This is a genomic window from Amycolatopsis xylanica (assembly GCF_900107045.1).
Classification (GTDB): domain Bacteria; phylum Actinomycetota; class Actinomycetes; order Mycobacteriales; family Pseudonocardiaceae; genus Amycolatopsis; species Amycolatopsis xylanica.
Window position 1 is genome coordinate 220,975 of the sequence record NZ_FNON01000003.1, and the last position, 15,344, is coordinate 236,318.

Here is a 15,344-nt window from a genome sequence, read left to right on the forward strand (position 1 = left end):
TCGGCTACCCGTTAGGTGGGTGATCATCGCCGTGGGTGATCACGATCGGCGCCCTCCGATCTCACCGGTGCGGATCTCCCGCTCGGTGCGGAACAACAGCGCGACCCAGCTGCGATACGGCCGCCAGGCATCGGCGATGCGCTCCAGCTTGGCGGCGGAGACGGCTCCGCCCTGCCCGTACACCCGCGCCATTTCGTCCTGGAGGCGGCGTTCGTCGCGCGGGAAGACATCCGGGTGCCCGGCGCCCCTGATCAGGATCAGCTGCGACGAGAACGGCCCGATGCCCGGCAGTTTGAGCAGCCTGGTCAGCGCCTCGGCGGAATCCTTGGCACGCAACGTTTCCGCGTCGAGCAGGCCATCTCGCGCGGCCCTGGCCATCGCGTGCAGCCGCTCGACCTTGGCGGGCGGCAGGCTCGGATGACTGTCCATCTCGAGCAGTTCTTCCGGCGTGGGAAAGGAGATCAGCGGAACTCCGCCGACATCGACCTCACGGCCGAAGCGCTCGGCGACCCGCCGCTTGATGCCCGCCGCCTGCACGATCCGGATGCCGTGCCCGATCACCGCCCAGCACGCCGCCTCGTACGGCGAGTGGAACAGCACCGGCCGCAGTCCCGGATTGCGTTCCTGCAGCCCGGCGACCACCTTGTCCGCCGCGCCGACGCGCGCGAACCCCTCGCCGTCGACGTCCAGCGACAGCATCCGCCGCACCTGCGTGACCGCGAACGGCACCACGTCCGGTTCGGCGAACACCTCGACCTCGACCCGGTCGGGCGCCCGCTGCCGCACCACCACTCCCGCGTGCGACCAGGTTCTCTCCACCGGGAACGCCATGCGGAGCACTCCTGGCTCGGCGGCGGCATCCGGCCTGGCCGCCGGCGTGAACCCCTCCAGGAACCTCGTGGACGCGTCCAGGTCGAACGGGCCCGTGAACGAAACCTCCGCGACCTGCGAAGACACCGTGCTGATCATGACCATCTCCTCTGCTGATGACGACCCCTACGACGGTAGGCCGGGGGTACGACAGTTTCTGGGGTGTCAGTGCCGGCCGGGTGCGGCATACTGCCGGTATCTGAAAGCAGAGGAGCTGTCAGTGCCGACGACCCACTCGAACGCCCAAGCCCGCGCGCTCAAACTGCTCAAGGCGGGTGACGAGGCCAAGCCCACCCACGGCTTCCTCGACCTGCTCGGCGACGAGGAGCAGGCCGGTCCGCCGACCGGGCTCGCCCAGCGGCTGATGCGCACCTCGATCGTCCCGAGCATCTACGAGCAGTACTGGCGCCCCGCGCTCGGCCGCGTCGCGAAAGGACTGCGCGGCCCCACGATGGCGGGCGAGGTCGCCATCGCGACCAACCTGCTCGGCCTGCGCCCCGGCCTCACCGCGCTCGACGTCGCGTGCGGGACCGGCCGGTTCACCCGCGCGTTCGGCAAGGCGGTCGGCCCGGACGGGCTCGCCATCGGGCTCGACGGTTCCCGCACCATGCTCGACCGCGCGCTCGACAACGCGAGCCCAGCCGACCCGGTCGCCTACCTGCGCGCCGACGCGGTCGACCTGCCGCTGCGACCGGCCACAGTGGACGCCGTGTGCTGCTTCGCCGCGCTGCACATGTTCGCCGACCCCGACGCCGCGCTCGCCTCGTTCGCGCGCGTGCTGAAGCCGGGCGGACGCGTCGCGCTGCTCACCAGCGCCCGCCGCACCTGGCAACCGGCCCGGCTGGCCGACACGGCGCTGGGCGCGGCGAGCGGGCAGAAGATGTTCGACCGCGGCGAAATCGCGGGCAAGCTACGGGACCTCGGGTTCAAGAGCGTGAGCGAACGCTTCGCGGGCGTCACGCAGATCGTCGCCGGAACACGCTGATTCTCAGCTGGTTCTTATCAGGAAATCCCAAGGCTAATCCACAGGTTGTTCACAACCGGCGGCGCGAACCTGAGCACATGACCGAATTCCAGCCGCACCCCGCGTACCAGCCGTACTACGGCAACCCGCTCTTCACCCAGGCGCCGCCACCCCCGCCGAAGAAGAAGAGCAACAAGCTCGCGCTGCTGGTCGGCGCGACGGCGCTCGGCGCCGCGCTGCTCGGCGGCACCGGCGGCGCGCTCATCGTCGGGCTCGACAGCCCGGCACCGCCCGCGACGAGCTCGTCCACCGGCACCACCGGGCAGCAGATCTCCAACTCCACCAACGACGTCAGCAAGATCGCCGCCAAGGTGACGCCGAGCGTCGTGCAGGTCAACGTCCAGACCGCGCAGGGCGGCCAGGGCATCGGCTCCGGCGTGATCCTCAGCCAGGACGGCAAGATCCTGACCAACGCGCACGTCGTCAACGGCGCGACCAGCGTGCAGATCGTCACCTCCGACGGCAAGAAGTACCAGGCCAGTGTGGTCGGCTCGGACACGAAGGCCGATATCGCCGTGGTGCAGGCGCGCGGCGCGAGCGGGCTCACCCCGGCGACGCTCGGCGACTCCAGCAAGCTCGCGGTCGGCCAGCAGGTCGTCGCGATCGGCTCGCCGGGCGGCCTGCAGAACACGGTGACCTCCGGCATCATCAGCGCGCTGAACCGCCAGCTGTCGGACATCGGGAAGAAGCAGCAGCAGTCGCCGTACGACCAGACCGCCAACGGCGGCTCGGACAGCCCGAGCTACACCGCGATCCAGACCGACGCCTCGATCAACCAGGGCAACTCGGGCGGCGCGCTGGTCGACGCCGGCGGCAACGTCATCGGCATCAACTCCGCGCTCTACAACCCGAGCGGCTCGGCGGGCAGCATCGGCATCGGCTTCTCGATCCCGATCAACGACGCCAAGAAGATCGTCGATCAGATCACGGCAGCGAACAACTGAGCTTGAAGGTGTGATTACCCGCCGCATCCTGCTCGATGGCCGCGGTACCGGTGATTCCGGTCAGATCACCGGTACCCGACCCGGGCAGGATCGTCAGCGTGTACCCGGCTTCGCCCGCGCTGTGGTGCAGCACGAACGTGCCCTTCCGGCCGCCGACGGTCACCGCAAAGCGCTCGAAGGCGACGTAGGCCCGCCCGGTCTCGGTCACGGCCGTGAGCATCTCGACGGTGCTCGTGCCCTCGACCTCGCCGGTGAACGTCTTCGCGATCGCCACTCGCGCGAACTCGGTGCCGTCAGCCTTTTCTTCGGACTGCGGCTCCCACTTGTCGAGGGTGAAAGCGGCGGTGGCGGTCTGCATGGCGGGTCCCTTCAGGTCGGTATGGCGGACAGCCTGCCCGCCATACCTGCCATCTACTGTCAGGTTTACCGGCGCCGGTTCCCGAACAGCCCGCGCGTGATCTCGCGGCCGAGCGCACTCGCCGCCGAGCGCAGGAACGACTTCACCGCCGGGTTCGCCATGGCCTTCTCGACCATCCCCGGCTCTTCCCTCTGTGGCGCTGGCGCTTCCGGAACGGCTTCAGGCGCGGGTGCCTCCGGGGCAGGCGGAGCGATCTTCGCCGCCAGCTTCTCGTAGGCCGACTCGCGGTCGATCGTCTCCGCGTACTTGCCGTGCAGGTCGGAGGCGGTCGTGGCGGCCGAGATGGCCTCCTCGCCGATCGACCCCATCTTCGACCGGGGCGCGCGCAGCCGCGTCCACGCGACCGGCGTCGGCGCACCGCGTTCGGACAGCACCGTGACGATCGCCTCACCGATGCCGAGCGAGGTCAGCGCCTTGTCCAGCTCGTAGTACTCGGTCGTCGGATACGTCTTGACCGTCTTGGTCAGCGCCTTCTGGTCCTCCGGGGTGAACGCGCGCAGCGCGTGCTGGATCCGCGCGCCGAGCTGCGAGAGGACGTTGTTCGGGATGTCCGTGGGCAGCTGGGTGCAGAAGAACACGCCGACGCCCTTCGACCGGATGAGCTTCACGGTCTGCTCGATACGCTCCAGGAACGCCTTCGACGCGTCGTTGAACAGCAGGTGCGCCTCGTCGAAGAAGAAGACGAGCTTCGGCTTGTCGAGGTCGCCCTCCTCGGGCAGCTCCTCGAAGAGCTCGGCCAGCAGCCACATCAGGAACGTCGAGAACAACGCGGGCTTGGACTGCAGGTTGTCCAGCTCCAGCAGGGTGACCACGCCCTTGCCGTCGGCCTGGCGCATGAGGTCGTGGACGTCCAGTTCGGGCTCGCCGAAGAAGTCCTCGCCGCCTTGAGCCTCCAAATTGGACAGCGAGCGCAGGATGACGCCCGCGGTCGCGGCGGACACCCCGCCGATGCCCTTGAGGTCCTCCTTGCCCTCGTCGCTGGTCAGGTGCGTGATGACCGAGCGGAGGTCCTTGGTGTCCAGCAGCGCGAGGCCGCGCTGGTCGGCCCAGTGGAAGATCAGCCCGAGCGTCGACTCCTGTGTCTCGTTGAGACCGAGCACTTTGGACAGCAGCACCGGGCCGAAGCTGGTGATGGTCGCGCGGATCGGCGAACCCTTGCCGCCGGTGCCGATCGAGAGGAACTGCACGGGGAACGCGGCGGGCTGCCAGTCGTCGCCCAGCTCGCCCGCACGCTTGGTCAGCTTGTCGTTGGCCTCACCCTGCGCCGCCAGGCCGGACAAATCACCCTTCACGTCGGCCAGCACCACCGGCACACCCGCGGCCGACAGCTGCTCGGAGACCAGTTGCAGCGTCTTCGTCTTGCCCGTCCCGGTCGCGCCCGCGACAAGGCCGTGCCTGTTCAGGGTGGCCATCGGCAACCGGACGGCGGCGGCCGCCTCGGCCTGCCCGTCGATCACCACGGCGCCCAGCTCGACGGCGGGCCCCTCACTCACATAACCGCTCGCGATCACACCCGCCGGACTGGTCACAGGTCACTCCCTCGGAACGACTTCGCTGCCGAGCTGAGCGTAACGCGCCGAACACGCACGTCGCGCGGCTTGGAACCCCCCTGTCGGGTTAGGGTTCCGGGGTGACTGACCGCCTAGTCTGGATCGACTGCGAGATGACGGGGCTCGACCTCGCCAAGGACGCGCTGATCGAAATAGCCGCACTGGTGACCGACGCCGAGCTGAACGTGCTCGGGGAAGGCGTCGACATCGTGATCCACGCCGACGACGAGGCGCTAGCCGGGATGCCCGACATCGTGCGCGACATGCACGCCAAGTCCGGGCTCACCGAAGAGGTCCGCGCGTCGGCCGTGACGCTGGCCGAGGCCGAGCGCCGCGTGCTCGAGTACATCAAGGAGCACGTGCCCGACCCCAACAGCGCCCCGCTGGCTGGCAACTCGATCGCCACCGACCGCGGCTTCATCACTCGCGACATGCCCGAGCTCGACGCGCACCTGCACTACCGCATGGTCGACGTCTCGTCGATCAAGGAACTCGTGCGCCGCTGGTACCCGCGCATCTACTACGCCAAGCCGGAAAAGGGCCTCGCGCACCGCGCGCTCGCGGACATCAAGGAGTCCATCGGCGAGCTCGACTACTACCGCGAGATCGCCTTCGTCCCGCAGCCGGGACCGACCAGCGAACAGGCCAAGGTCGCGGCCGCTGAAGTGCTCAAACGGCATCGCGGGTAACCCAGTCGCGGAGGCGTTTCGAGGTCCGATACGATATGCGGGACGCGGTGATCGCGGTACCGATCGCCTCGGCATGGTGGATATAGCTCAGCTGGTAGAGCACCTGGTTGTGGTCCCGGAGGTCGCGGGTTCGAGCCCCGTTATCCACCCGCATGAAAGCCCCGCCTCGAGTTTTCGAGGCGGGGCTTTTTTTCGTGGGTGTCGTGAGTGTTCCGGCCGGTTCTAACCGGCCGGAACACTCACGACCACATCAGGACTTCCACTGATCCCAGGGAAGCTGCCAGACACTCCAGCCATCGGTCGGCTCAAGAGGCTTGCCTCCACTGCCCGTGACCGTGACGATGTCGCCCCGCTTCGTGAGGTCCATCAGCCATTTCGCGTTGGCAGGCGAGAGGTTCAGGCAGCCGTGGCTCACGTTGCGCTTCCCCTGCTGCCCCACCGACCACGGCGCCGAGTGGTAGAAGATGCCGCTGTTGGACAGCCGCACCGCGGTCTGCACGAACGTCCGGTAGCCGCCGGGGCTGTCCTCGGGAACGCCGTAAGTGCCGGAGTCCATGGTGTACCCGTTGTGCTCGCTCATCACCGTGTAGGTGCCGAGCGGCGTGTTGTGGCCCGGCTTGCCCATCGAGATCGGCACGGTCTTCACTTCGGCGTCGTTGACCGAGACCTTCATCTGGAAGGTCGAGCCGTCCGCCTCCGCGATCAGCTTGTCACCGATGGTGATGTGCGAGGTCCGGTCTTCCTTGCCATAGGTGCCATTGCCGAGATGCCTGCCGTAGACGGCCGCGTCGACCGTGACCTTCGTCCCGCTCTTCCAGTACTCCTTCGGACGCCAGATCACCGTCTGGTCCCCGAACCACTTGAACGCGCCCTCGGTCGCCGGCTCCGCTGTGACCTTCAACGCCTTTTCCGCGAGTGCCTTGTCCGGCACCTTCCCGCCGAAGGTGAAGATCAGCGGCATCCCGACGCCGACGGTCTCCCCGTCGGTCGCGTTGATCGAGACGGTCATCTGCCGCGCGGCCTTCGCCGTGGTGAACGTCGACGTCGCCGTCTGCGGCTTCCCGTCGGTGCCGGTCGCGGTCGCGTTGACCGTGTAGCTCTTGCCATAACCCAGCGGCTCAGCCGATTCCCAGCCGCTACCGTCCTCTTTGGCCTTGCCCTGGACCTGCTTGCCATCGGCGCCCGTCAGCGTGACCTCGCCGACCTTCCCGTCCTTCACCGCGACGGAAACCGGCAGCCCCGGCTCGACATCGGCGGCCCCCGCGGCCGGCACCAGCGCCAGCGAAGCCGGCTTCACCTCAACGGATGAAGTACCGCCGCCGGGCGACGGCGCCTTGGGCGTTTCCGCCCCCGGCGCGCTCGTACACCCCGCGACCAGCCCCACGGCCAGTATCAGCCCCGCCACACCCCAGACCCTCATGGAAACCGTCCGTTCGTACTCACACCGACGCCCTGTTGCCGCCCAGTGTGCCTGACCGGCGCAAACACCCGTGCGGGGAGTGCCCATGCCGTTATGAGGGGGGTGCCTGCAGAGCCCCTCCGGAGGGGGTGCTAATGTTTTCCACGTCGCCGAGGGAAACCGAAGCGGAGAAGACGCGCCATTAGCTCAATTGGCAGAGCAGCTGGCTCTTAACCAGCGGGTTCGGGGTTCGAGTCCCTGATGGCGCACCAAAACACGTGCTGTGTCCCGTGTTATGCAGGCACTTTAACACCCATTACGGATCAAGTATTCGTAGTGGGTTTTGCCATGTCCATCGCTTTGATCACCGCCTTATCGATGGGCGGTGGCGACGATGAACGAGCGCCTTGTATCCCCGCTGGTCCCATCCGCCGCCCGTCTCCAGGACCGATCGCGAGGCCATTCGGGCCCGGACAGTCCCTCCGCGCCGCTGCCGCTCGCCGAGGTGCCGGTGTTCCGCGATGGTGCGCCGGTCGGCTACGCGATGGCCACAGTGGACGGTTCAGGCCGGGTGTCGGATCAAAGGATCCTGCGGTCGTTGGGCTGGCAGCCGGGCGATCCGCTGACGATCACCGCACAGGACGGCGCCGTGATCCTGCGCCGCGACCCGCGTGGCGTGTTCGCCCTTGCCCCCAGCACGGAGTTGTTGTCCGAACTCGGTCGCGCTCATCTCCAGGCACGCGGACAGGAGCGCGAGCAGATCACGCAAATGCTCACGATGGCCTACCGGGCCGCAGACGGTGTCGCGTTCAAGTTCGGATACGCGGACCTGTCCGCACGCATCATCGATCTCATGCGCCTGGCCACGGCCGAGTCCCAGGATCGGCTGCTGGCGGCTTCCGTTTCCTATGTCCGCACGGAAACCTTCTTCGCCACCGGCAATCTGAACGCAGGCGGACGCGCGCTCACGAAGGCCATCGACGCCATGCCAAGCTCGTCGCTGGCCGCCGCCACCGCGACCCGCGGTTCGCTGCACATGCGCGCGGCGGTCGTCGCCGCGCGCGCAGGCAAAGCCGACGAAGCCCACGATCACCTCGACGAAGCTCGCACCGCGGCGGCGGACGTCAGCGAAGGCGTTTACTACGGCACCGCCTTCGGACCGGCATCGGTCAAGATCCACGACGTCGCCGTGGCCGTCGAACTCGGCGACAGCCCGACAGCGGTCCAGCGCGGCGGCGACTGGCAGCCACCTCGCCGGCTCCCCGCCGAACGGCGATCCCACTACTACATCGATCTCGCGGGCGCCCAGCTCGAGGTCGGTCGCGCCGACGACGCCTACGCCTCACTGCAGCTTGCTCGCCAGATCGCACCTCAGCACACCCGTGAGCATCCTCGCGTCAGGCTCGCACTGTCGGCCCTTCTGCGCAGCCGTCCTACGGCGAATGCGGATCTGAAGGACTTCGTGACCTGGGCAGGAGCGCACTGATCGAGTTCAGCGCTCGGCAGTGAGCAGGACGGGCAGCTCGGCCAACGAGTCGATCACCCAGTCCGCGTGCTGCTCGACCAGCGGATCGTTCGCCCAGAGGTACCCCCAGGGGCCTCGCCGCACGAGGGCAGTCCGCAGGCCGGCGTTCTTGCCCGCGACGATGTCGTTGTCCCGGTGATCACCCACGTAGACGATCTCACCCGCAGGCCGGCCAGCCATCTCGACCACACGGTCGAAGAACTCCTTCTTCGGCTTCGCCACGCCCCACTCAGCGGACGTGGCGAGCGCATCGACGGGCAGGTCAAGCGCACGCAACAACCGGGCGGCCTTCGCGGTCTGGTTCCCGACGACGCCGATCCAGAGCCCGCGCTCCCGGAGTTGGGTCAGGCTGGGTAGCACGTCGGGATACAGGTCGGCGCTGCCGATCTGCTCGCCGAGCCCAGCGTCCTCTCGCAGCTGCCGCTCACGCACAAGGTCAAAGCCCGGCCGGAAGTACTGGAACGTCTCTGCGTTGTCTCTGCCCGCCGCGGTCACCGCGCCGAGGACAGCCGAAAAGGTGTGCCTGCGGACCTTGAGCCAGTCCGCCCACGCGTTCCACTCCCGCGTGTCATCCAGCAACGTCTCGCCGACGTCAAACACCACCGCACTCACCACACCACCTTCCTACGCCGTGGCGATCCAGGGCGGCGACCTGGGCCCCCATGGCTCGGCTAGCACCAACGGACCAGGAGCGGCGCCCTCGTGCGCAGCAGCCTGCGCCACCATCTACCAGGTCTCGGATGTGCGCCAAGCAAGCACGGCAGGCCCGCTGGCCCCCGTTTGCTCGGAACGAGTGATCGCTGAGTGAACGAGGTCAAAAGACGGCCTCGCAGCGGAAAACTCGGATCCGCTGTCGAGGTCCTGGCACAACTCCGCGCCGTTAGCGGCAGGGAGCCCCCCTATCGTGACCCAGGGGCCTTCGTAGTCGAGTTCGTCACCGGGTCCGTAGTAGGCAAGGCCAGCGCATCGTCACCGAAACTCCGTCTGGGCCGAGACAGGAAGATGCCTAAGCCCCAGACGGGGCTCGCCGCCACGGTCAAGGCAGGCGGCCGATCATGCCCTCCGACGACGTGGACGACCGTCACGATCCTGGCACCATGATCTGCCGAGCCAGCCTCAGCGCCCATTCCATGAATTCGACAGAGATTCCGTCGACTTTAGGACTGATGCTCACCTTCGCGTTCGACCACTCTTCAGAGGTGTTGTAAACGGCGAGGATCGCGCCTGCTTCCTCGGTATTGGAGTCAATGAACTCCAATACCCGTTCACCACTCACATCGTCGACGTCGATGATCCACACTCGGCGTCCGTTGAATTCCTCATATCGCACCAGTAAGCCCCAGGCAGGGAATCCCAGCAGGGATACTTTGCAAAATGTTTCGGCCAAGTACCCCGCACCAGAAACCACCGCAGGGTACTTGTCCGAACCTAGTTGGCCAGGTACTTGATGTCGGAGACGACGAACTCGCCATAGCCGAACTGCTCACCCAACCTGACATAGCGCTCATATTGAGCGGCCGACAGTTTGTATCCACGTTCACCGATCACGCGAAGCAAGAACCGAAAAGCGAGGTTCGGCGAGCATTGCCGCACACATCGGATCAGCGCGGCACGGACGTCATCTGCGGGCAAGACCTCGGTCGCTTCAACTTCTACGGCGGAGGCGAACTGGCGCCCTGGTCCAGGAATCTCAACTTCCGGCGCATCGTGGCCAGCGAGCCGCCGGTCACAACGCTCGGCGATAAGTTCCATCCAGCGAGTCCCAGTCGGAACCGGGGCGGCAGGGTCGCCGAGTTTGAACCCGTAGCAGCTCGCGTTCCACAGGTTCTCGATCTCAGCCGAGCTGAGTCTGTCGCGCAGGAGAACCGCATCGTCACGCAATGCGAACACTCCCGACCTATCGCCATCGGGATGCATACCAACCTCGACCACGTCCATCGGCCCGCCAACGTGGCCCCAATCCTGATGGAACTGCGACGCTAGCCCTGTGATACCGAAATCGAAGTCAGTGAACTCCGCTGGCTGGCGTTCTCGCACGAGCTGCGCTACAGCGGCTACGACCGATTCACCGAAGCCGAGATCCCGACCCAGCAATACATAGCGGTCGTACTGGACACCGGACACAACGGACCATCCGGTGCTGAGCATCCTGAGCATGAACCGGAAAGCCAAACTTGGCGAGCACTCCTGGGCGCACTTGACCAATAAGGATTCCTCATCGTCCCCAGCCATCGCCTCGGCAATTTCCCCCAGGACCGCGGGCAGCAAATGGGTTCCAGGACCGGGAGGTTCGGCTCCGGGAGCGCTGTGATCGGTGAGCCACCGGTCACAGCGCTCCGCGATGAGTTCCATCCACCGCTTCCCAGGCAGAACGTCTCGTCCCTCGACGCGGAGGAAATTCGCCGTCGTGCTGGTGACCCACAGGGTTTCGATCTCGGCTGAGCTGAGACCGTCGTGCAGCAGTTTCGCGTCTTGCCGCAATGCCAGTACTTCTGTCGGATCATCAGGCATGCCCAGCAAGTCGAGCGCGTCCAACGGACCACTATGGCGGAACCAATCCGCGGGGAGCCTCGACGACAACCCGGTCAGGCCGAAGTCAACGTCTGTGAATGGCATTCATAACTCCTAGAGTGGATACCCGGTCAGCACGAAGTAGCCTCCTGGTTTGTGGCTCTTGTCACGCTTCAAAACGATAAAGTACCTATTGGTGGAGTTGACGATAGCCCCATCCGCCTTGGCGACCCATCCGAGCGGGTTGTCAGCCCCGAACGCTCCCGTGAGCTCCAGGTTGCGAGGTGAGGCTTCACTGCCGGTCTTACGGAGCCAGTTGCTGATCTTCGTTGCGTTGGAGGCCAGTGCGTAGTCGACGACCTGCTGAGCGATCTGCTGATCGAGGAACACGCCGTTGGTGCCACTCGTCGATTTCGCCTTGGCCAGGTCTATTGCCTGCTGCGGAGTGACGTTGACGTGCTCGTCCAAGATGTGAGCGTCACGGAACTTGGCCGCGTCCGCCGTCAAGTTGCCGCAGTTGTGGACCAGCGCCGGAGTGTTTCCGGCAACGACGTAAAACGTGTGCACCGCATCGACGCTCAGGTTGTACGTGCGCATCGTGCTGGAGTAGGCACGCGTTGCTCTGACCTCGGCGTCGGCGCCGGGCGTGGCCACTCGGTCACCTGCACGCAGGTCGCCGGCGTCAACCCAGCCGTGTTTGGCCGGATTCCAGAACCAGTGGTGCGCGGTTGTCGTGATGGTCGATGCGCCGACCGCAAGATCCACGAACTCGCGATCACTGTCGGTGACATTCACCGCCAGAACCTTGCGCTTCTCGACGACGCCGCTGTCGGGAACGCTGTTCGCCACCTCATCTCCGACCGCTATCTGGGAGATCTGTTTGGTGCGACCGTCCGCCATGAGAACCTGAGTGCTCGCCGCGAAGCTGTTGCATCCAGGGCCGAAGGGGTCCGGTTTGATCGGTGAGGTGGGTTCGAGTCCTGGATGGACCGGCTCCACCTTGAGCGTTCCGCCTTCGAACTTGGCGACGTCGCCCTCGAGACGGATCGTCCCGCCCTCGATACGGCCTGCCATCCCCTCCAGCTTGGCAAGATCGCCTTCGGCCTTGATCGCGCCGATCTCCAGGCGATATGGCACGCCATCGATCTTCACGATCCCGTTCGTGACCTTGGGAAGCCCGTTCTCGATCTTGAGGGTGAGGCCCAGGACTTCGGCCACTTTGTTGGCGAAGTTGGCCAATGGGACAGCGAAGTGATCGATCTTGATCACGTTGTTCAGGAATTTGGCGACCGCTCGTCCCACTGCGCTGCCGACTGCGTCCAGTGCCTTGATCAGGGCACCAGCGGGGTTCGGGATGGCGAAGGTGGTGAGATCGAACAGGGACAGCCCGAGCGCCTTGCCGGGGTTGCGGTCCCACTCGCTGAGGTGGAACAGTTCGAGTGGGTGATCAAGGATCTGCTTGAAGCTATCGGCGATCCGGCCACACGCGGCATAGCCACTGGGGACAGCAGGACCTGCTAGTCCGCAGTGGCCGAGCTCCAGCAGCCCCTTGCCGAAGTTGACCGCGCCTTCCTTGAATCCGTCGATCGCTTGCGTCACGAAGTATTCGATCTTGGCGTTGGCTTCGCGGAGCTTGACGCAGGCCTGCTCGTCATTGCCGTAAGTGCAGCTAAGCAGGACGACGTAGTAGTCGCTGATTGCGTCTTTCGCCTTACCTGCCAGTTCGTCGATCTTCGACTTGACCTCGCCGCAGGCCGCAGGGTTGCTGTACTTCAGGCATTTGATGACGTTGGTCGCACCGAGCAGGAAGTTGGCTTCAAGCTCGCGTTGGTGCCGTTCGGCCTCTTCGCGCTTCAGCCGGGCTTCTTCCTCGGCTTGCTTCTTAAGGTCGTAGAACTGCGTGAGTGACGCTTGGACGTTGGTGGCGAACTGGTGAATGTTGCCGGTCGTCTCGACTGCCCAGGCATACAGCGCCTCGGTTTCACCGGCGGCCTTGCCGGCCACCTCGGCAGCCGACGAAGCGATCGCCGCCGCGTTGCTGGCCTGCACGGCCTCGGAGCGAGCCATCGAAGAAGCTTGTGAAGCGTCGTTGGATGCTCGGTGCGCGTTCTGCGCGGACTGCGCCGCTGCGTTGGCCGCGTTGTTCGCGGCCTCGGCGGATTGCGCTGCCGCCGCGGCGGACTCGGCCGCGCGCTCGACTGCCTCGAACGCGGGTTTGACCTCGTCGATGGCCGCTTCTGCCGCACCACGGGCGCGCTGAGCGGCCTCGTCAGCCTCCCGCGCCTTGGCCTGTGCGGCCGCGGCCTGCTCAGCACCGATTGCCAGCGCATCGGCAGCCGCTTCCAAGGCGAACCGTGCGTCTGCGTTGACCTCCGAGCTCGGTGTGCCCAGATCGATCGCGGTGTGTGCCGGATCGATGATCTGCGCGGACGAGGCTCTCGCAGCGTACGCAGCCCGGCCCGCGACGGCAGACTGATAGGTGGCTTGAGCCGCTTCGTCCACCGCGGCATAAGCCTCGCTCTGCGTGTTCTCCGCAGCGGACTTCGCCGCGTTGACGGCAACAACCGCCTCAATGGTCAGCCGGTTGGCTTCGTCAGCGGCCCGACGTGCAGTCACGGCTTCCTGATCGGCCTGAGCTGCGGCCTGCTTGGCTCGCTGGGCTTCCGCCCGCGCGGCGTCGGCTTCCGCTTTGGCCCGATTGGCGAACGCACGAGCACGGTCGGCGTATCCAGCCGAAGCGTTGGCGTCCGCACGAGCCCGCGTAGCCATCTCACCCATAACCTTGGTGGCCTCATCGGCGTCCTTGCCAGCCGCGATCGCCTCGTCCCGGGCTCGCTTGAGACCTTGTTCGACCTGGTCGGCGTAGCTCTGCTTGATACCGCATGAGTGCACGGCGAACCACAGATCCGAGGAAGCCTGCTGGGTTCGCTTGAACGCGGCGTCCTCGGCGACCTTCGCCTTGACAGCGACATTGTGCGCGAGGACCGCCTTGTTGCTTCGATCGATCGCGTTCGACGCCGCCGCCTGGGCGTTGACGCGTGCCGTGCGCGCGTTCGCCGCGTGCGCACGCGCCTTACGTGCGGCATCTTCGGCAGCCAGTTGCTGGGCCTTGGCTCGCTCCGCGGCCTTGACTGCGATCTGCTCCTGCACCTTCGCGGCGGCGGCCAGATCAGCTGCGGCCTGTGCCTGCCGTTCCGCTTCCTCTCGCCATTTCCGCGCGTTGTCCGCGTGCTCCTGCGCGTTCGCGTCGGCGTCAAGCGCACGGCTGTCGGCCAGCGTCGCCTCGGCCGCATGCTGCGCGGTTTCTGTTGCCTTCGCGGCCGCCTTGGTAGCGGCGCCCACGGCGATGGTGACCTTGGCCCAGTCGAGCCCGTTGGTCATCCCGGCCTGTTCGAGCTTCGTTGCTGCGTTTTGCGCCTGCGCGCTAGTGCTCCCAGTCAGTTCTGCGGTCTCGGCGGCCTGCCTGGCGTTCTGGGCGGCTTCTGCTCTGAACGCGTCGATCTCAGGGTTGCGACCTCGTTGACCGTTCGCGCGAAGCGGCTTGTCTTCTTGGAAGATGCGATCGGCGTTGCGTGCGGCCGCAGTGCCCAGCTGCATGAACCGGACGCCGTCTTCCAGAAACTTGAGCGCCTCCATGTTGGCGCGGATGATCTCGGCACGAGCGGTCGCCGCGTCCGCGGAGCGCTTGGCCAGGTCGGTAAGGGCGGCGACGGCCTTGTTGCGGTCGTCGAGCGCCTTTTCGATTTGGGCTTGGTAGTCGTGGTCGCGCTTGTTGGCCTCGGCGTAGCCGGTCTTGTAGAACTCGGCGATCTGCTCGTAGTCACCGATGGCGAGGATGGCTTCGCCTTCCACCTTCACCTGCGGGCCACCATGGGCCACCATGTCACGGACGCGGCCGATGATCCGCTCCTGCTCGGCCTTGGTATCCACCGCGGCCTGTGCGTCTTGCTTCTCGGCGATTTCCTTGCCATAGGCCACGAAGTCGCCGATCCGGACATCGTCACCGCTGTCCCAGGCCGCTTTCGCACCTGCCCGGACATTGGGGCCACCGGTCTCGGCCCAAAGCTTCACTTTCTCGCGGTTTTCGAGGATCACGAGCTTCTTGCGGTCCGCCGCTCGCTTCTTGGCAGCGGGTTCGCCGTAGTCGAGGAACTCGAGGATCTTGGCCGGATCGTTGGTGTCCAGAGCCGCTTGAGCAGCCTCTCGCACCTCGATGTCGGCCGCGCCCTTGGCGATGTCCTCCACGAGTTGCCTGTTGAATGCGTCCTCGTCGTCATCGGTGACGGCGGCGGGCACGATGGTGCTCGCCGAAGCAGTCGGCGCAGCGAAGGCAGCCACCTGAACAGTGCCGCCGAGCATGGCGCTGATCACCATCAGGACAACTGCCACGGTGAGTTTTCGCCGCCACCAGGCG

The 15,344-nt window shown here is 66.2% G+C and carries 12 protein-coding genes and 2 tRNA genes; 6 read left to right on the forward strand and 8 right to left on the reverse strand.

What is annotated here, in order from left to right; genetic code table 11:
* Positions 1–39: 39 nt before the first annotated feature.
* Entirely contained in the window at positions 40–969 is a 930-nt protein-coding gene (locus BLV57_RS14820) for a DNA-3-methyladenine glycosylase family protein (RefSeq protein ID WP_091289325.1), read from the reverse strand.
* A 121-nt stretch (positions 970–1,090) separates the two neighbouring features.
* Between BLV57_RS14820 and BLV57_RS14825 the strand changes: the two genes are divergently transcribed.
* Positions 1,091–1,855: a class I SAM-dependent methyltransferase gene (locus tag BLV57_RS14825; protein WP_245757325.1), complete on the forward strand. Its 765-nt coding sequence runs from the start codon at positions 1,091–1,093 to the stop codon at positions 1,853–1,855.
* 77 nt (positions 1,856–1,932) lie between these two features.
* Positions 1,933–2,838, forward strand: a complete 906-nt coding sequence (locus BLV57_RS14830) for a S1C family serine protease (RefSeq protein WP_091289327.1) — start codon at positions 1,933–1,935, stop codon at positions 2,836–2,838.
* Here the strand turns inward: BLV57_RS14830 and BLV57_RS14835 are convergent.
* The gene (locus tag BLV57_RS14835; protein ID WP_091289328.1) at positions 2,819–3,196 is read right to left on the reverse strand and encodes a DUF3224 domain-containing protein; all 378 of its coding nucleotides are present in this window, start codon (positions 3,194–3,196) and stop codon (positions 2,819–2,821) included. The two genes, BLV57_RS14830 and BLV57_RS14835, sit on opposite strands and share 20 nt — an antisense overlap.
* Before the next feature lie 65 nt (positions 3,197–3,261).
* A complete protein-coding gene (locus BLV57_RS14840; RefSeq protein ID WP_091289329.1) occupies positions 3,262–4,785 on the reverse strand; it encodes a helicase HerA-like domain-containing protein in 1,524 nt (507 codons plus the stop codon).
* A gap of 101 nt (positions 4,786–4,886) precedes the next feature.
* Between BLV57_RS14840 and orn the strand changes: the two genes are divergently transcribed.
* Entirely contained in the window at positions 4,887–5,495 is a 609-nt protein-coding gene (gene orn, locus BLV57_RS14845; RefSeq protein WP_091289330.1) for an oligoribonuclease, read from the forward strand.
* A 76-nt stretch (positions 5,496–5,571) separates the two neighbouring features.
* Positions 5,572–5,644 (forward strand) — tRNA-His (locus tag BLV57_RS14850).
* A gap of 101 nt (positions 5,645–5,745) precedes the next feature.
* Here BLV57_RS14850 and BLV57_RS14855 read toward each other — a convergent pair.
* Entirely contained in the window at positions 5,746–6,915 is a 1,170-nt protein-coding gene (locus BLV57_RS14855) for a L,D-transpeptidase (RefSeq protein WP_091289331.1), read from the reverse strand.
* Between the two features lie 175 nt (positions 6,916–7,090).
* Between BLV57_RS14855 and BLV57_RS14860 the strand changes: the two genes are divergently transcribed.
* Positions 7,091–7,166 (forward strand) — tRNA-Lys (locus BLV57_RS14860).
* A gap of 113 nt (positions 7,167–7,279) precedes the next feature.
* Positions 7,280–8,380, forward strand: coding sequence for an AbrB/MazE/SpoVT family DNA-binding domain-containing protein (locus tag BLV57_RS14865; RefSeq protein ID WP_143047059.1), 1,101 nt, complete (start codon positions 7,280–7,282; stop codon positions 8,378–8,380).
* Positions 8,381–8,386: 6 nt separating this feature from the next.
* Here BLV57_RS14865 and BLV57_RS14870 read toward each other — a convergent pair whose 3' ends face one another.
* From BLV57_RS14870 to BLV57_RS14885, 4 genes are all read right to left on the reverse strand, one after another.
* Positions 8,387–9,034: an HAD family hydrolase gene (locus BLV57_RS14870; protein ID WP_091289333.1), complete on the reverse strand. Its 648-nt coding sequence runs from the start codon at positions 9,032–9,034 to the stop codon at positions 8,387–8,389.
* A 466-nt stretch (positions 9,035–9,500) separates the two neighbouring features.
* A complete protein-coding gene (locus BLV57_RS14875; RefSeq protein ID WP_091289334.1) occupies positions 9,501–9,719 on the reverse strand; it encodes a hypothetical protein in 219 nt (72 codons plus the stop codon).
* A 128-nt stretch (positions 9,720–9,847) separates the two neighbouring features.
* Positions 9,848–10,954 carry a hypothetical protein gene (locus tag BLV57_RS14880; RefSeq protein WP_143047060.1) on the reverse strand — a complete coding sequence of 369 codons (1,107 nt, stop codon included), beginning with the start codon at positions 10,952–10,954 and terminating at the stop codon, positions 9,848–9,850.
* A gap of 90 nt (positions 10,955–11,044) precedes the next feature.
* Entirely contained in the window at positions 11,045–15,319 is a 4,275-nt protein-coding gene (locus tag BLV57_RS14885; protein WP_218134809.1) for an RNase A-like domain-containing protein, read from the reverse strand.
* Positions 15,320–15,344 lie beyond the last annotated feature (25 nt).